Below are 17,987 nucleotides of genomic sequence, written 5' to 3'. Positions count from 1 at the left end.
TGTGAGAACGATAATATCAATATCAAAAAAAGAGCTTGAGGTAACGACGTATAAAAATGCTGTCATATTACCATTTAAGAAAGGGAAGAATATATGGGGGCTTGGAGGGGTTATATCATGTAATAATACTTTTGTTGATGAATCTGGCTTTTATTCGTATTGGGCTAGTTTCGGAGGTATTTATAATTTCGAATGTGAAAGTGTTTTCGATTTTGACGTTATCTGGTTTGGGATATTTACTGAGCATTGGGGCCATTTTATAGTTGATAATATCTCAAGAATGTGGTTTTTACTAAATGAGAATAAAGGAAAAAAAATAGCGTATGTAAGTAAATCTGGGAAGAAAATGCATGGTAACTATCTCAGATTTATGGAGTTGCTCGGGGTTTCGGAAGAGGATTTAATTCTAGTTACAAAACCAACAAAATTCAAAAGTGTAGTTATTCCTGAATATTCTAAAAATGATAATACTTATTCTGAATGCTATGTAAGAATATTTGATCGTGTTGTTAACAATGCATTGGCCTGCCCGGATTCAAAACAGTCTATTGGATACGGAGAAAAGATTTACTTATCAAGGAATAATTACAAACATGCAAATGGGAAGGAAATTGGAGGTGAACTAATTGAAAATATATTTCTTGCAAATAATTATAAACCTATCTCTCCAGAGAAACTCGTACTAGAAGATCAAGTTAAATTGTGGAATAGAGCTTCCGAGATTGTTTGTATGAATGGAACACTGCCTCTAAATATATGTTTTAGCAGAATTAAAACAATTAGAGTTATTGTATTGAATAAGACTATGTTACCTCATGAAAATCTCTTTGATTTTCAAAAAATATTCAATGTTAGTAAAGTAGATTATATTGATATATTCGAGGGTTTTTATAAAAAATGGGCTGTTAGCTTAGGTGATGGGCCTTTTATATTGACTGCTACAAATCAATTAAAAGAATATCTACACTCTCGGAATATGAACGATGCTGTATTTGATAATTTAGATTATTTTCGGTTCGGTTTGAGTATCCGTAAATTAAAATTTGCACTATACTGTTATGGTACAAATAAAGCCAAGAACCTTGTCAAAAAAATCTTGGCCTATTTTCGATAATTTAAATGATAAGTGATGTTTGTAATTATCATTAAATTATTATTGAGAGGGTGTATGGTATTCTTATTAGCATCTTTATTGTTGATGATTTGCTCTTTATATAATAAGAAAGTCTTTTTTATAATTTCTTCTTTTGCTATTTCGTTATACTTTATTACGACATATGGTTATGGGTATGACTGGATAAATTATTATTTATGGTATAATAATCTTGATAGTGAATTAACTCCAATTGTTGAGCCGGGTTTTTATTTTTTAATGAAAACTTCTAATGCTTTAGGAATAACATTTGGGCAGTTTATGTCATTAATTTCTATTTTTAATTACACCATATTGTTTTTGTTCTGTAGGAGATTTAAAAGTTCTGCCTTTGTGTTTTTTTGTCTTTTCTCTTTCTATTCCTATTTTATGTATTCAGTGCAACTTAGGCAGGGCGTGGCAATATCTGTATTGCTTATGGGACTTAAGTTTGATGATGATTTTAATTTGAAGAAAAGTTACTTTTGGTACATCATTGCGGCCTCTTTCTTCCATGTTAGCGCAATATTTAGTATACTTTATATTGTCTTAAATCCTAAAAATATAAATTCTTTTAAAAGGAATATAATTTTATTATCATTAGCGATGGTAGTCATCATATCAATCTACCTTAACCCTAATATTATTTCTTTTATACCTTATGTTGGTGATAAGGTGTATGCATACCGAAAATCATTTGAACAATACAATGATGGCTTATTTTCCTTTTTTATAATGCTGGTTGTTTCCAAATATACAATATTATATTTTTCAATGATGATTCTTACCTGGCGTTGTTATATTCAAAGTAAAGATAGTTCCATATTAAAATCAACATTTTCATTTTATTTTTTGATGCTTACTAAATCATCTCCATTTTTACTTCGCTTTGGTTATTATTTCGTACCTTCAGTTGCAATTGGCTTAGATAATTATATGGCAGCACGTACCAATAATAAAATATTTTATATAAAAAAAACCCTTATTCATTTAGGGATTTTTGTTGTATCGAGTTCAACTCTTTGGAGCCAGGCTGCATTTGAATCAACATTTAACGTGTTAAATGTTTTTACTGACAATCAATACGTTATAGAAAAAAACATACAAGAAAAATGTAATATTGTTTATAAAAACAAATTCAGCACTGACGTTTTGACATACTGCTATAGATAAGCAGACTACAAGGAGATTTATAGTGGAACAAATTGGTATTGCTTTAGCTACTTACAACGGCGCTATGTACATTAATGAGATGCTTAACTCTATTTTAGAGCAAGATTATCAAAATTTTATTGTTCATGTATGCGATGATGGCTCAACTGATGATACTGTTCAAGTTATCAAACAGCATGAACTTTATAAAACGTACAACAAAATAGTAATTCATGAGATGGAGGGAGGCCTCGGAGCATGTGAAAATTTTCAAAGGGTTATTTCTTATTGTGAAGAGAATTATATTGCATTATGTGATCAAGATGATTTTTGGGTCAAAAATAAGCTTTCTACTTTGTTAGCGGAGATTAAAAGGACTGAAAGTAATAATGGGGAAATTCGCCCTTGTTTGGTTTTTTCTGATTTAGAAATAGTTGATGCTCAGCTTAATATAATTTATGGTTCATTTTATAAAAAGTCACTTAAAAGTCCTTTTAGTAATAAATTGCAAGACTTTATATTAACAAATCATATCCCGGGTTGTGCAATGATGTTTAATAGTAAGCTTAAGGAATTACTTCTTCCTATGCCACCAGAAATCAGAATGCATGACTGGTGGATATCTCTTATAACTGCTGCATTTGGAATAATATCATATGTTGATATTCCTTTGATTAAGTACAGGCAGCATAGTCAGAATACAATAGGTGTTCCAGGAATTGATGAAAAAAATAGAATATTTAAGGAAATTCGAACATCTGTTTATTTTTTTGGTTTGGCAAAGCGAGGTAGGGTATTTAGACATCATTTATTAAAATTTGCAAACAGTAGAAAGGAGTTAAATGATACTGATGATTTGATGAAGCTAAGAAAAATGGGTATTTTAAACAGATTGTATTTTTTCTCAACTAGTAAAACAGGTGATTATTTTATTGTTTCACTCCTTGCGTGGTTGTTCTTATGAAATTAGATGGAAAAATACATAAAGAGGTTATGTATTTATATATTCTGCAGATAAGTAATATGCTTTTGCCTTTTTTATCTTTACCCATTTTAACTAATTCGCTTGGTGTCGAGTTATTTGGGAAATTAAGTTTTTCGCAGGCGGTAGCGCTGATTGCTATATTCATAGTTGATTTTGGATTTAATTTTTCAGGAGCAAAGAGAATTAGTGATAGTTGTGATAGTAATGAAGGTCTAAGCGCAATTTATTCGAATGTGCAACTTATTAAAACATTCGTTTTTTTTATAGTAATGTTTTTTTCTATCATAATTTCATTCCTTTATTCAGATCCTATTGATAAAACTTTATTGCTATTAGGATGTCTTACATCATCAAGCTCAATTTTTCTTTCTGGTTGGCTTTTTCAAGGGCTAGCGAAGAATTCAGTCATTGCATTTGTTTCACTAATTACAAGATTGGTCTGTACGGCTATTATTTATATTTGCGTAAGCGGTAAGCAAGATTTTTATATTGCTTGTTTATTACAGCTAATGCCACCTGTTATATCAGGTGTTATTATTCAGTTTTTTATTTGTTTTTTTACTCCAATAAGATTGCGCATTGTTTATATAAAAAAAGACAATATAAAAGTCTTATTCAAGGACAGCTTTGATAATTTCTCTGCTTCATTTATAACGCTAGGGTTTACATATTTCAATCCATTGCTGGTGAAATTCTTTTTTGGCGACTCAGCTTTGGGGATTTATAGTCTTGCTGATAAATTAGTTAACGTACTGAGACAGTTTTATTCTCCAATTGTACAGGCATTTTTTAGTCAGATTTGTGGTTTCTTGCAATCAAAAAATATAGTTAAGTACCAACAGACGATTAAGAAAGTATTCTGTTTTTATTGTTTCATTAGTATTTCTGCTTTATTGTTTAACGAATTTCTTGGGTTTTTTTTCTTAGAAAATTTTTTTGCAAGAGGGTTTTCTTCAGATCTGATAGCCAAAGTGCATTTGTTAATAAGGCTAATGATCATCACTCAGTTTATCATATCGTTGTCTATTATTGCCGTTAACTTGACTATAATTCCTCTTGGGTTAAGTTATTTCCTTAAAAAAGGGTATCTTCTAGGGCTTGTTCTATATGCTGTTATGCTTTATCCAATGCTAAAATATTTCGGATTGGTTGGTATTAACTTGGCTTTGATAATAGTTGAACTGGCTTTACTTATTATTTTTGTGAGTTTTATAAGAAGAAAATTATTAGTCCATGTAGGGTCGAATGATGAAAAGAAATAAAATAGCTTTTGCTATGTTTTTTTTACCTTTTTTTTCTAACGCCGCGAATGAGGTTCATGATACTAATAATTCATCTTTTCTATTAGGCGTGGGAATACATCCAAACGAATGGAATTTCCCTGAAGATAAGATGTTTTCATTGTTAAATATATACCATTTCAATTCTTTTAGAACCGATTATCATTGGTCTAATATTGAAAGAAAAAAAGGTATATATACAGTTCCCCAATCTAATGATGAATCAACAATAAATTACCTAGGGGATAAAAAAATCAAACCACTAATTATTTTAGGATATTCAAATCCCATTTATAGTGGAACAAAACCGATTATTCCGGAGACAGTAAGCGGTTTTTGTAATTTTGCCGCATGGACAGTTAAACATTTTTATAATAAGCAACCTATTTTCGAAATTTGGAATGAATGGTCGATTGATCCAAATAACCAAAAGCAAGCTAAAAGCTTTACATCCGCGCTTCAGTATGTTGAATTAGTTAAATCATGTTCTGAACGTATGAAAGCAATCGATCCAAATGTAAAGATAATAGCTGGCTCTTTTAATCCGCATAAAGATTCTGATCTTAAATGGGGCATGTACCTGATAAAACTAGGTATAATGAATTACATTGATGGATTATCATTACATTTCTATAATTTCTCGAATAATAAATTCCTAGATGCAGAAAGGGATGTTTCTGATATTGTTAAACTTAATGCTAACATAAAAAATGCCTTGGGTACTTCTCTGGATATACCAATTTATATAACTGAGGTAGGAGTGCCAACATTTTATAGATATAAATTCACTCCAGAAATGATAGGCTTGTACGCTCAGCAGTTTATAAGTAACTCACGAAAATATAGTTATATTAAAGGTGTTTGGTGGTATGACTTAATTAATGATGGTAATTCTTATACAAATGGAGAAATGAATTTTGGGTTATATTATCATAATTTAAATAAAAAGATAAATGAAAGATTTTTCCATTAGAAATTATATTAACTCATACTATTATAATTCATACATAATAGATAACTTATTTGGTGTTTTTAAAAAATGAAAACGTTAATCACCGTTGTTCTTTACAACAAAGAATTAGTTCAGTCTAAAACATTAGTCAGTATTTGCTCCTGTAAGTACACTGATGCTGACCTTATTATATATAACAATGGGCCACATAATGTTGATGCGAATAATTTTATTTTTCGGACGTTAGAAAATAAGTTCATTTCCGTTAAAATAGTAAATGATGTAAATAATAAACCATTAAGCATGATTTATAATAGCGCTATAATTAATAATCCTGAAGCAGATAGGTTTGTTATTCTCGATGATGATACTATTTTAAGTGATTTTTATTTTAATGGTATTAGCAATACGCAAGTAGACTTAATAGTCCCTATTATTAAAGAAAAAAATTCACCTTACTATCCTTTAGTCAATGGGTTACCCTGTGATAAATTTAAAAACGTTGATCTTTCATTTGAAACCTTGTTTTCTATCGGATCTGGCTTGGTTATATATAGAACGTTAGTTAATAAGTTTTGTATTTATAAGCTTAGCCCCTTCGACGAAAGATTTGCTTTGTACGGTGTAGATTTTAGTTTCTTTAGACGTTTACAGTTCTTATCTAATAATGGCGAGACCATAAATATAATCATTAATGGTATGTTAGAACATTCATTATCTAGAAATGAAGGTTTTATATCTGAAGAGAGACATGTTGAGAGATTAATTGATGTTGTTTTATCGGCAAAGTTTTACTCTAAAAGTTTATGGATAGATATTTACACTATGATGAAGGTAATTGCTCGTGAGATAAAACATTTACGATTTCATCATGCACTTTTTGCTTTAAAGATTTATTTAAGAGGTAAACATCCACGTTGTTAGTTACTTAACTTGATGTAAGTTATTGTTTTATTGGGTTTTTGTCTTTAATCCAATTTTGTTTCTCTGAATGTAAATCTACTTATTATAATATCTTGATATGTACGCTAACTTATCTTTAAGTTACTATTGTTCATGTATTTCACTGGAAAAATTCGCAGTGACCACACCTGACAGGAGTATGTAATGTCCAAGCAACAGATCGGGGTTGTCGGTATGGCAGTGATGGGGCGTAACCTTGCGCTCAACATCGAGAGCCGTGGTTATACCGTCTCCGTTTTCAACCGCTCCCGTGAAAAGACCGAAGAAGTGATTGCCGAGAATCCGGGCAAGAAGCTGGTCCCACATTATACAGTGCAAGAGTTTGTTGAGTCGCTCGAAACTCCACGCCGTATCCTGTTAATGGTGAAGGCGGGTGCAGGCACTGATAGTGCCATCAACTCTCTGAAGCCTTACCTGGACAAGGGTGACATCATTATCGATGGTGGTAACACTTTCTTCCAGGATACGATTCGTCGTAATCGTGAGCTTTCTGCTGAAGGTTTTAACTTTATCGGAACCGGCGTGTCCGGCGGTGAAGAAGGGGCCCTTAAAGGTCCTTCGATCATGCCTGGCGGTCAGAAAGAAGCTTATGAACTGGTTGCTCCAATTCTCAAGCAGATTGCTGCTGTCGCTGAAGACGGTGAGCCGTGCGTAACCTATATCGGTGCCGATGGCGCTGGTCATTATGTCAAAATGGTTCACAACGGTATTGAATACGGTGATATGCAGCTTATTGCAGAAGCCTACGCTTTACTGAAAGGCGGTCTGGCACTCTCTAATGAAGAGCTGGCGCAAACCTTTACCGAATGGAATGAAGGTGAACTTAGCAGCTATCTCATTGACATCACTAAAGACATCTTCACCAAAAAAGATGAAGAGGGTAAATACCTGGTCGACGTGATCCTCGATGAGGCGGCAAACAAAGGTACCGGTAAATGGACCAGCCAGAGTTCTCTTGACCTCGGTGAACCGCTGTCACTTATCACTGAATCTGTATTCGCTCGCTACATCTCTTCTCTGAAAGATCAGCGTGTGGCAGCGTCGAAAGTTCTTACTGGACCGCAGGCTAAGAGTGCAGGCGATAAAGCGGAGTTCGTCGAGAAAGTTCGCCGTGCTCTGTATCTGGGCAAAATCGTCTCTTACGCTCAAGGTTTCTCCCAACTGCGCGCGGCTTCTGATGAATACCATTGGGATCTGAACTACGGTGAGATCGCGAAAATCTTCCGTGCCGGCTGTATCATTCGTGCTCAGTTCCTGCAAAAGATTACTGATGCCTATGAGCAGAATGCCGGCATTGCCAACCTGCTGCTGGCGCCATACTTCAAGCAGATCGCCGATGATTATCAGCAAGCCCTGCGCGATGTTGTCGCATATGCTGTTCAGAATGGTATTCCGGTTCCGACATTCTCTGCTGCCATTGCCTACTACGATAGCTATCGTTCCGCAGTCTTGCCTGCTAACCTGATTCAGGCGCAGCGTGACTATTTCGGCGCGCATACCTATAAGCGCACCGATAAAGAGGGTGTGTTCCACACTGAGTGGATGGAATAAACTTTATAGTGTCATTTGCCCGGGGTATTAACCCGGGCATAAATTTTCCACAAATAGAATTCCTCTCCTGTAATTAGTACTCCCTTATCCTAATTTTTTAAAAACGTAATTTGCGAATGTTTTTCTAAAGGAAATCATTTAATATGATATTCATATCCTGAGGAATATATTTCGAATTTTATTAGGCTCTGGTAATAAAAGGTAAGTTAAATATGAAGATCCTTGTCACTGGTGGTGCAGGTTTTATTGGTTCTGCAGTCGTTCGTCATATCATTGAAAATACTTCCGACGAAGTACGCGTAATAGATTGCCTCACCTACGCTGGTAACCTTGAGTCCCTGGCGCCGGTTGCCGGAAATAAACGTTACTCGTTTTCTCAGACAGATATCACTGATGCCAAATCTGTGGCAGAGCAGTTCAGCGATTTCCGTCCGGATATTGTGATGCACCTGGCCGCAGAGAGCCACGTGGACCGCTCTATCGATGGGCCTGCTGCCTTTATTCAGACCAACCTGATTGGAACTTTCACCCTGCTGGAAGCGGCCCGCCAGTACTGGTCAGCTCTCGATACGGCGCAGAAGCAGACTTTCCGCTTCCACCATATTTCGACCGATGAAGTCTACGGCGACCTGCACGGTACCGATGATCTGTTCACCGAAGAGACTCCGTACGCGCCAAGCAGCCCGTACTCTGCCTCCAAGGCCGGCAGCGACCATCTTGTCCGCGCCTGGAACCGCACCTATGGCCTGCCGGTGGTGGTGACCAACTGCTCCAACAACTACGGCCCGTATCACTTCCCGGAAAAACTTATTCCGCTGACCATCCTCAATGCCCTCGCTGGCAAACCGCTGCCCGTCTACGGCAACGGAGAACAGATCCGCGACTGGCTGTACGTAGAAGATCACGCCCGGGCGCTATACAAAGTGGCGACGGAAGGCCGCAGTGGTGAAACGTACAACATCGGTGGCCATAACGAGCGTAAAAACATTGATGTCGTGCGCACCATTTGCGCCATTCTCGATAAAGTGGTTGAACAGAAGCCGGGCAATATCAACCAGTTTGCCGATCTGATTACGTTTGTGAAAGACCGTCCGGGCCATGACCTGCGTTATGCCATTGATGCGGCAAAAATTCAGCGCGATCTGGGCTGGGTGCCGGAAGAGACATTTGAAAGCGGAATTGAAAAAACGGTCCACTGGTACCTGAACAACACGACCTGGTGGCAGCGCGTGCTGGATGGCTCTTATGCCGGTGAACGTCTTGGCCTGAACAACTAAAAAGGAAAGAAGCATGAAAGGTATTGTACTGGCCGGCGGCTCCGGCACGCGTTTATATCCGATCACCCAGGGCGTTTCCAAGCAGCTACTGCCCATTTATGACAAGCCGATGATTTACTACCCGGTTTCTGTTCTGATGCTGGCGGGAATCAAGGATATCCTGATTATCACCACGCCGGAGGATATGCCCGCATTTCAGCGTCTGCTGGGTGACGGTTCTCAGTTTGGGGTGAATTTCAGCTATGCGATTCAGCCGTCGCCGGACGGTCTGGCGCAGGCCTTTATCATCGGCGAGAAGTTTATCGGTAATGATGCCTGTGCATTAGTCCTGGGCGATAACATCTATTTTGGTCAGAGCTTTGGCCGGAAACTGGATGCGGCGGCCAGCAAAACATCCGGAGCTACGGTATTCGGCTACCAGGTTCTCGATCCGGAACGTTTCGGTGTGGTGGAGTTTGATGAGAACTTTAAAGCGCTGTCGATTGAAGAGAAGCCGCTGAAGCCGAAATCTGACTGGGCGGTGACCGGACTCTATTTTTATGACACCGATGTGGTGGCAATGGCGAAGGAAGTTAAACCCTCCGCGCGAGGGGAGCTTGAGATCACCACGCTGAACCAGATGTATCTGGATCGGGGTGACCTGCAGGTTGAACTCCTGGGCCGTGGTTTTGCCTGGCTGGATACGGGAACCCACGACAGTCTGATTGAGGCCTCTCAGTTTATCCATACCATCGAGAAGCGTCAGGGGATGAAAGTAGCCTGCCTGGAAGAAATTGCTTATCGCAAGCAGTGGCTGAGCGCGGAAGGGGTGGCGGTACAGGCCGAACGGTTGAAGAAAACCGAGTACGGTGCTTACCTGAAACGTCTGCTGAATGAGCATTAATGGCTGCCGGTCATCATTGGGATATTAACGTATGAAAATTTTACTGATTGGCAAAAATGGTCAGGTGGGCTGGGAACTGCAGCGTGCGTTGTCCACGCTGGGCGAAGTGGTTGCCGTGGACTTTTTTGATAAAACGCTGTGCGGTGATCTGACCAACCTGGAAGGGATCGCGCAGACGGTCCGTACGGTAAAACCGGATGTAGTGGTGAACGCGGCTGCCCATACGGCGGTGGACAAAGCGGAAAGCGAGCGCGAGCTTTCCGATCTGCTGAACGACCGGGGCGTGGCGGTGCTGGCAGAAGAGTCAGCGAAGCTGGGAGCGCTGATGGTGCACTACTCAACGGACTATGTGTTTGACGGCCAGGGAAGCCACTATCGTCTGGAAGATGAGGCGACCGGGCCGCTGAACGTGTACGGCGAAACCAAACGAGCCGGGGAAATCGCGCTGGAGCAGGCGAATCCGCGCCATCTTATTTTCCGTACCAGTTGGGTATATGCCACCCGCGGGGCAAACTTCGCTAAAACGATGCTGCGTCTGGCAGGTGAGAAAGAGGCGCTGTCGATTATTAACGATCAGCACGGTGCGCCAACCGGCGCAGAGCTGCTGGCGGACTGTACGGCAATCGCCATTCGTGAAGAACAGCGCAACCGTGCTGTAGCCGGGACCTATCATCTGGTGGCCAGCGGGGAAACCAGCTGGGCGGAGTACGCGGAATTTGTTTTTGAGGTGGCGCGGTCGCACGGCGCAGAGCTGGCAATCAAAGCAGTAAGCGGTATCCCCACCACGGCCTACCCAACGCCGGCAAAACGTCCGCTGAACTCACGGCTGTCGAATGAGAAATTCCAGCGTGTATTTGGCGTGACGCTGCCGGACTGGCGCCAGGGCGTGGCGCGCGTGGTAACAGAAGTTCTGGGCAAGTAAACGGGCAGAAATATTATGAATATTATTAAGACAGATATCCCTGAAGTGCTGATTTTTGAGCCTCGTGTTTTCGGCGATGCGCGCGGTTTTTTCTTTGAGAGCTTCAGCAGTAAAGTATTTGATGAAGCAGTAGGGCGGAAAGTGGAGTTTGTTCAGGATAACCACTCTCAGTCGCAGAAGGGCGTGCTGCGCGGGCTGCACTACCAGCTTGACCCGCATGCCCAGGGCAAACTGGTTCGCTGCATTGAAGGCGAGGTGTTTGATGTGGCGGTCGATATCCGCCGTTCATCGCCAACGTTTGGTAAATGGGTGGGGGCGGTACTGAGCGCGGAAAACAAGCGTCAGCTGTGGATTCCGGAAGGGTTTGCCCATGGCTTCATGGCGTTGAGCGAAACGGTGCAGTTTGTGTACAAGGCCACGAACTATTATGCGCCGCAGTCTGAGCGGAGCATTATCTGGAACGATCCGGAGATTAATATCCAGTGGCCGGAGATTGCAGACTGTACGCTCTCTTTATCTGATAAGGATTTGCAGGCTCATACCTTAAAGACAGCTGAAGTATATAAATAAGCATAAAATATAGCTTCATTTACTGTATAGGCCCTTTATAGGCCTATACAGTATTTCAGAGACCTTTGGTGTCTTGCTTGACTTACATTGTTCCTGAGAGTAGAAACATCAACAGTTTTGCTTAATTTGCGGCCATCCGCCGCCGTCCAGTTAACTGATTAAAGTGTGATCGAATGAAAATTACTATTTCCGGTACCGGTTATGTTGGTTTATCGAATGGCATCCTGATTGCGCAAAACCACGAAGTGGTGGCGCTGGATATCATTCAATCCAAAGTTGATATGATTAACCAAAAGATTTCTCCGATTGTCGATAAGGAGATCCAGGAATATCTGGCGGAAAAACCGTTGAATTTTCGCGCGACAACTGACAAGCATGATGCCTATCGTGATGCAGATTATGTCATTATCGCTACGCCGACTGACTACGATCCGAAAACGAACTACTTCAATACTTCGACCGTTGAAGCCGTTATTCGTGATGTCAACGAGATTAACCCAGACGCGGTAATGATTATTAAATCCACTATTCCCGTTGGCTTTACGCGTGATATTAAAGAGCGCCTGGGCATTGATAACGTCATTTTCTCTCCTGAATTTCTGCGTGAAGGCCGCGCGCTTTACGACAACCTGCACCCGTCTCGTATCGTCATTGGTGAACGTTCAGAACGCGCGGAGCGTTTTGCTAATCTGCTGAAAGAAGGCGCGATTAAGCAGGATATCCCGACGCTGTTTACTGACTCCACCGAAGCTGAGGCGATTAAGTTATTCGCCAATACCTACCTGGCGCTGCGCGTAGCCTACTTTAATGAACTGGACAGCTATGCTGAAAGCCAGGGTCTGAACAGTAAACAGATCATCGAAGGCGTGTGTCTCGATCCGCGAATCGGTAATCACTATAACAATCCATCCTTTGGCTACGGCGGCTACTGCCTGCCGAAAGATACCAAGCAGCTGCTGGCAAACTACGAATCTGTGCCGAATAACATCATCGGTGCCATCGTCGATGCTAACCGCACGCGTAAAGATTTTATCGCTGACTCCATCCTGGCGCGCAAGCCTAAAGTCGTTGGAATCTATCGCCTGATCATGAAGAGTGGCTCCGATAACTTCCGCGCTTCCTCAATTCAGGGCATCATGAAGCGTATCAAGGCCAAAGGTATCCCGGTCATTATCTACGAACCGGTTATGCAGGAAGATGAGTTCTTCAATTCCCGCGTGGTTCGCGATTTCGACGCGTTCAAACAAGAAGCTGACGTGATTGTCTCAAACCGAATGGCTGAAGAGCTGTCGGATGTCGCTGACAAAGTGTATACCCGCGATTTGTTCGGTAGTGACTAAATCCCCCCTCTGGCCGGGAGATGCGCTGTCGGCCAGAATTTTCCTCTCTCCTGAAGGGTTCAGCTATTCGCCTGACAAATCGTATTGCTCCTCTTCGCCGGCCCAACTCCCTAAAAAACGTGACCTAGCTTAAATTCTTCAATCGATCATCTTGTCCCAATCATTGAGGTCGGATATGTTAAATTTACCTTGTGAAGAGCTACCGTCACTGTGATGTAGACGCTGGAGATAAGCGCCGGAAGGTAAAACAGAGCCTGCTTGCAGGCTTTTGTTGTTTCTGGATCCCGGGTTCTCAGCCGTACTGCGTTGCGGCGCTGATTGATATTTAAACGGGGAAGGGCGGGATCTTTCAAGGGAAGGGCGCAGGCATAGCAAACGCAAGCCATTCATGGCCATGAGAAGAGCGTGCTGATGCTAAGGATATAGTATCAGTTTAATATGACATTTTTATTTTAAAAAGATATCCAATGCCAGCTGTAAAGACTATGCGTATCCCCACCGCTGGCAGTGTTTTATTCTTATATTATTATTTCCTATGCCTGTATTATAATTATATTAAGTTTTCTTTTCACCACTTTCGTTTGTTAAAAGTCAGCTTGGTCTTTTTCTGATCTTTGATATAAGAAATCAGAACATAGACTGAAACAATCAACAGGATGGCAGCAACTGCTAAGAAAATTATGTTTGCCATAATGCGTACCAGAATGAAAGGAATGTTATAAATCCATTTGCCTGCGAACTAATATCTCTGCAAAAGCATGCCATTGCCTGCTTAACATAGCCTGAATTTAAGAAAATTCCTATATGGTATTTGTGGTTTTTTTTTGAGAAAAGTGGAAAAAACTTTTTCATTGCCGTTACGTTGAACAATAGCGCTGTGGCCGACTTTGCTGGCAGACTGATGAGCTGGGGATTGTTTGCTTTATAAGGTAATGCTCTTCAGTGAGGGTAATGGAAGTGGCTTAGATGAGAGTTTGTTGAAGGTTTTGTTTGCTTCGTGTTAAATCTGCGTTTAGGTATTGTGTGGTTTCAGCGGCAGGCCATGAATAAATGGCGTCTCTCAACTCGCAGCTGGATGGATAAGTTTATCCAATGACCATTTCCGATATAAAAAAGCCGCAGTAGCGTTCTGCTGCGGCTAAATCCACAATGCCTGATATGACTACGCCTTGTAATAGGCTTTATACCAGTCAACGAAGTTCTTCACCCCCTGGCTAACCGTCGTTTGTGGCCTGAATCCCACCACATCATACAGTGGCCTGGTATCTGCGCTGGTTTCCAGCACATCGCCGGGCTGTATTGGCATCATATTTTTCTCCGCCACCATCCCCAGAGCCTCTTCCAGAGCAGTGATGTAATCCATGAGCTCAACCGGTGAGCTATTCCCGATGTTATACACCCGGTATGGCGCCGAGCTATCCGCTGGTGAACCCGTTTCAACGGTCCATTCCGGATTAGGCTGCGGGATAATGTCCTGCATCCTGACAACCGCCTCAACGATATCGTCAATGTAGGTGAAGTCGCGCTTCATCTTGCCGTAGTTGTAGACATCAATACTCTTACCTTCCAGCATGGCTTTCGTAAACTTGAACAGCGCCATATCCGGACGGCCCCACGGGCCATAGACGGTGAAGAATCTCAGTCCGGTGGTTGGAATGCCATAAAGATGCGAGTAGGTATGCCCCATCAGTTCATTCGCTTTCTTGGTGGCGGCATACAGCGAAACCGGATGATCAACCGAATCCTCCGTAGAGAACGGCATTTTACGGTTCAGGCCATAGACCGAACTGGATGAGGCATAGAGCAAATGCTCAACGTTGTTGTGTCTGCAGCCTTCAAGAATGTTCAGATAACCAATCAGGTTAGCATCAGCGTAAGCGAACGGGTTTTCCAGGGAGTAGCGGACCCCTGCCTGCGCGGCGAGATGGATCACTCGGTTAAATTTCTCGTTAGCAAAAAGCCGGGCAATACCTTCACGATCCGCGAGATCGATTTTGTGAAAACTGAACAGTGGAGATTGCAGTAAATCCAGACGGGCCTGCTTAAGATTGACGTCATAATAGTCGTTCATGTTGTCGAGGCCGACAACCTCATGACCCGCCTCCAGAAGGCGCTTGCAGGTATGAAAGCCGATGAATCCTGCGGCTCCAGTTACTAAAAATTTCATATTCATCCTCTGGGGTGACTGTGTCCCGCTATCTATTCGTTGATTTTACACTGGCTTGCCGCGTGGATCACCTGCTTTACCGTTGCTGATTATGTTCATGTGTTCGCTGGGGAAGCGCTGGCGTCCGGATAGTACCGAGAAGTACTGGCGTTCTGTAGTTTGAATGAAATTCATTATCCGTGCTTTATGATTAGCAAGATAATGATTGCGTATGGCTTGATCGTGTACTCAGGATTCCCTGTGCTGCCAGAACGGTTTATGCCCCGGAGAAATAACGCAGATTAAAATTGATTTTATGTTTGAGTTTACAATTATTTCACATTGAAGGCGGCTTTTTAAGGTTTTCCTTTTAAAATCAAATGGTTATTTTAGTTGCTGTATTTTGTTTAAATTATGTTTACCCCCTGAATCATTTGCAATATGAATTGATTGGCAACGTATTTTCATTTTTATTCCTATAGACCAGCGCTATAATGCTGCTGCTCATTTGCATGACCATTGTGTTGTCAGCTTAATCAGCTATCCTGTGCGCAGCATTAAATATGACACTAAACTGATTGTTGGCGTCATTTCAATCAATATTGGAGCACAGTTTGCGCTGATTCATCAGAAGATGAATGGGCAGATAACGGAGACAGAGCCCTGTAACGCATGAAAAACAGGCTTGTCAGAAGAGCGAATTGAGAAATTCCTGATGGATGAGGCGAAAGCAAACAGCGAGAGTGTGCCCCTGCTTGAATCTTTATCGTTTTCAAGCGAGCAACACCCGGTGTCACGGGCGGCCACTTTTTCGACAGCCGCTGTTTAACGTCAGGACGGCGTTGAGCCAGTGTACTGTGGTTGTGATAACCGGCGCTGGAGGTTTGACAGACAAGATAGATGAATCATTACGCAGTTTGGTTGCGACAGCCAAGGGCGGTAGCGTGATTTAAAGCTATCTCATAACATTAAGGGGAGGGGGTATCTGACTGTAAAATAGCAGTTTTTACTGTTTGCCATGAAACAGCACATTAACTGGTCATCTCCAGGTCAGCATCTCACTTGTCCAAGTTCGGTATGCAAGATCTACAATGGTCGGCTGCTGCCAATGTATTAAAGCGGAGACAAAACTCGGGAAAATCTTGCTTTAATCTATGTGCTTAGGTTTTCAGCTCGTATGCTCAAGTCACGGTATCTACCGGCAATCTATAAGTTCGGGCTTTAGAGCTATCGCAGCTGACGGGGGTTTAGTCAGCTACAACGCGAAATCTAAAGTGCATAACAAAATGCTTAAAATTTCGTAGAATAATTTATGAGTATAAAAATGAAGTATAATCTAGGGTATTTATTTGACCTGCTTGTTGTTATCACTAATAAAGATCTAAAGGTACGGTATAAAAGTAGCGTGTTTGGTTATTTATGGTCAATTGCCAATCCTTTGCTTTTTGCGATGATCTACTATTTTATTTTCAAACTGATCATGCGTGTTCAGATACCTAATTATACCCTTTTTCTAATAACGGGGCTGTTTCCCTGGCAGTGGTTTGCAAGCTCAGCAACAAATTCACTTTTTTCATTTATTGCTAATGCGCAAATTATTAAAAAAACTGTATTTCCGCGCTCAGTTATCCCGCTCAGTAATGTCATGATGGAAGGGTTACACTTCTTGTGTACCATTCCTGTCATCGTCGCTTTTCTTTTTGTATACGGTATGCGTCCTTCGCTTTCGTGGCTGTGGGGAATACCGCTCATTGCTATCGGGCAGGTGATATTCACCTTTGGCATATCCATAATCTTTTCAACGTTGAATCTATTTTTTAGAGATCTGGAAAGATTTGTGACTCTCGGTATTATGTTAATGTTCTACTGTACGCCCATTTTATACGCATCCGATATGATTCCGGCAAAATATAGCTGGGTTATTGACTATAACCCTCTGGCGAGTATGATTTTAAGCTGGCGCAACTTATTTATGGATGGGGTTTTAAACTATGAGCATATTTCAGTATTATATTTGACGGGTATAGTGCTGACGGTTATCGGTCTGAGTATTTTTAATAAATTAAAATATCGCTTTGCAGAGATCTTGTGATGGAACCAGTAATTGATTTTAATAATGTGACAAAAGAGTATCCACTTTACCATCATATTGGCTCAGGTATTAAAGATTTAATATTTCATCCCAAAAGAGCATTTCAATTACTGAAGGGCCGCAAATATCTTGCTATTCAGGATGTTTCTTTTACGGTCGGTAAAGGAGAGGCCGTTGCGCTCATCGGGCGAAATGGCGCAGGTAAAAGCACATCTTTGGGGCTGGTTGCCGGCGTGATAAAACCCACAAAAGGATCGGTCACCACGCGTGGGCGAGTCGCTTCAATGCTTGAGCTGGGCGGCGGCTTTCATCCAGAATTGACGGGGCGCGAGAACATTTTTCTTAATGCCACACTTCTTGGGTTACGCCGTAAAGAGGTGCAGCAGCGAATGGAGCGCATCATTGAATTTTCCGAATTAGGAGAATTTATCGATGAGCCGATCCGCGTCTATTCTAGCGGTATGCTAGCGAAGCTTGGTTTTTCTGTTATCAGTCAAGTTGAGCCTGATATTTTGATTATCGATGAAGTGCTTGCCGTCGGCGATATTTCTTTTCAGGCCAAATGTATCAAGACGATTAAAGAGTTCAAAAATCGTGGCGTGACAATATTGTTTGTTAGCCACAACATGAGTGATGTGGAAAAGATATGCGATCGGGTTGTCTGGATCGAAAATCACCGTCTGCGGGAAATCGGTTCTGCTGAAAGAATCATCGAACTTTATAAACAAGCAATGGCCTAAAT

At 41.3% G+C, this 17,987-nt stretch carries 16 protein-coding genes; 14 read left to right on the top strand and 2 right to left on the bottom strand.

What is annotated here, in order from left to right:
• The first annotated feature begins 1 nt into the window (after window position 1).
• From MKleb_RS18075 to ugd, 12 genes are all read left to right on the top strand, one after another.
• Window positions 2-1,114 (top strand): glycosyltransferase 61 family protein, encoded by a 1,113-nt coding sequence (locus MKleb_RS18075; RefSeq protein ID WP_025107754.1) that lies wholly within the window; start codon window positions 2-4, stop codon window positions 1,112-1,114.
• 15 nt (window positions 1,115-1,129) lie between these two features.
• Window positions 1,130-2,305 (top strand): EpsG family protein, encoded by a 1,176-nt coding sequence (locus MKleb_RS18070; RefSeq protein ID WP_025107753.1) that lies wholly within the window; start codon window positions 1,130-1,132, stop codon window positions 2,303-2,305.
• Window positions 2,306-2,327: 22 nt separating this feature from the next.
• The gene (locus MKleb_RS18065) at window positions 2,328-3,248 is read left to right on the top strand and encodes a glycosyltransferase family 2 protein (protein WP_025107752.1); all 921 of its coding nucleotides are present in this window, start codon (window positions 2,328-2,330) and stop codon (window positions 3,246-3,248) included.
• Window positions 3,245-4,531, top strand: coding sequence for an oligosaccharide flippase family protein (locus MKleb_RS18060; protein ID WP_025107751.1), 1,287 nt, complete (start codon window positions 3,245-3,247; stop codon window positions 4,529-4,531). Before MKleb_RS18065 ends, MKleb_RS18060 begins: the two co-directional genes overlap by 4 nt.
• A complete protein-coding gene (locus MKleb_RS18055; RefSeq protein ID WP_217076045.1) occupies window positions 4,515-5,522 on the top strand; it encodes a glycoside hydrolase family protein in 1,008 nt (335 codons plus the stop codon). Before MKleb_RS18060 ends, MKleb_RS18055 begins: the two co-directional genes overlap by 17 nt.
• Window positions 5,523-5,588: 66 nt before the next feature.
• On the top strand, window positions 5,589-6,425 hold the full coding sequence (locus tag MKleb_RS18050) for a hypothetical protein (RefSeq protein ID WP_217076043.1): 837 nt from the start codon (window positions 5,589-5,591) through the stop codon (window positions 6,423-6,425).
• A gap of 183 nt (window positions 6,426-6,608) precedes the next feature.
• Window positions 6,609-8,015 (top strand): NADP-dependent phosphogluconate dehydrogenase, encoded by a 1,407-nt coding sequence (gene gndA / locus MKleb_RS18045; protein WP_025107750.1) that lies wholly within the window; start codon window positions 6,609-6,611, stop codon window positions 8,013-8,015.
• Between the two features lie 212 nt (window positions 8,016-8,227).
• The gene (gene rfbB / locus MKleb_RS18040; RefSeq protein ID WP_025107749.1) at window positions 8,228-9,292 is read left to right on the top strand and encodes a dTDP-glucose 4,6-dehydratase; all 1,065 of its coding nucleotides are present in this window, start codon (window positions 8,228-8,230) and stop codon (window positions 9,290-9,292) included.
• A 13-nt stretch (window positions 9,293-9,305) separates the two neighbouring features.
• Window positions 9,306-10,175 (top strand): glucose-1-phosphate thymidylyltransferase RfbA, encoded by an 870-nt coding sequence (gene rfbA / locus MKleb_RS18035; RefSeq protein WP_004122480.1) that lies wholly within the window; start codon window positions 9,306-9,308, stop codon window positions 10,173-10,175.
• A gap of 31 nt (window positions 10,176-10,206) precedes the next feature.
• Entirely contained in the window at window positions 10,207-11,097 is an 891-nt protein-coding gene (rfbD, locus tag MKleb_RS18030) for a dTDP-4-dehydrorhamnose reductase (RefSeq protein WP_014230058.1), read from the top strand.
• Window positions 11,098-11,112: 15 nt separating this feature from the next.
• A complete protein-coding gene (rfbC, locus tag MKleb_RS18025) occupies window positions 11,113-11,667 on the top strand; it encodes a dTDP-4-dehydrorhamnose 3,5-epimerase (RefSeq protein WP_014230057.1) in 555 nt (184 codons plus the stop codon).
• Window positions 11,668-11,840: 173 nt separating this feature from the next.
• A complete protein-coding gene (ugd, locus tag MKleb_RS18020; protein WP_217076041.1) occupies window positions 11,841-13,007 on the top strand; it encodes a UDP-glucose 6-dehydrogenase in 1,167 nt (388 codons plus the stop codon).
• A 568-nt stretch (window positions 13,008-13,575) separates the two neighbouring features.
• Here the strand turns inward: ugd and MKleb_RS18015 are convergent.
• The gene (locus tag MKleb_RS18015; RefSeq protein ID WP_217076040.1) at window positions 13,576-13,698 is read right to left on the bottom strand and encodes a small membrane protein; all 123 of its coding nucleotides are present in this window, start codon (window positions 13,696-13,698) and stop codon (window positions 13,576-13,578) included.
• Window positions 13,699-14,169: 471 nt separating this feature from the next.
• Window positions 14,170-15,174, bottom strand: coding sequence for an NAD-dependent epimerase (locus tag MKleb_RS18010; RefSeq protein ID WP_217076039.1), 1,005 nt, complete (start codon window positions 15,172-15,174; stop codon window positions 14,170-14,172).
• 1,303 nt (window positions 15,175-16,477) lie between these two features.
• Here MKleb_RS18010 and MKleb_RS18005 point away from each other — a divergent pair.
• Together MKleb_RS18005 and MKleb_RS18000 are read left to right on the top strand one after the other, a co-directional pair.
• Window positions 16,478-17,245, top strand: a complete 768-nt coding sequence (locus MKleb_RS18005) for an ABC transporter permease (RefSeq protein ID WP_004138730.1) — start codon at window positions 16,478-16,480, stop codon at window positions 17,243-17,245.
• Window positions 17,245-17,985 (top strand): ABC transporter ATP-binding protein, encoded by a 741-nt coding sequence (locus tag MKleb_RS18000; protein ID WP_004852439.1) that lies wholly within the window; start codon window positions 17,245-17,247, stop codon window positions 17,983-17,985. Before MKleb_RS18005 ends, MKleb_RS18000 begins: the two co-directional genes overlap by 1 nt.
• The last annotated feature ends 2 nt before the right edge of the window (window positions 17,986-17,987 follow it).

The organism is Klebsiella sp. PL-2018, from assembly GCF_019048985.1.
Taxonomy (GTDB): Bacteria; Pseudomonadota; Gammaproteobacteria; order Enterobacterales; family Enterobacteriaceae; genus Klebsiella; species Klebsiella michiganensis.
This window is presented reverse-complemented; position numbering and strand designations above follow the sequence as displayed.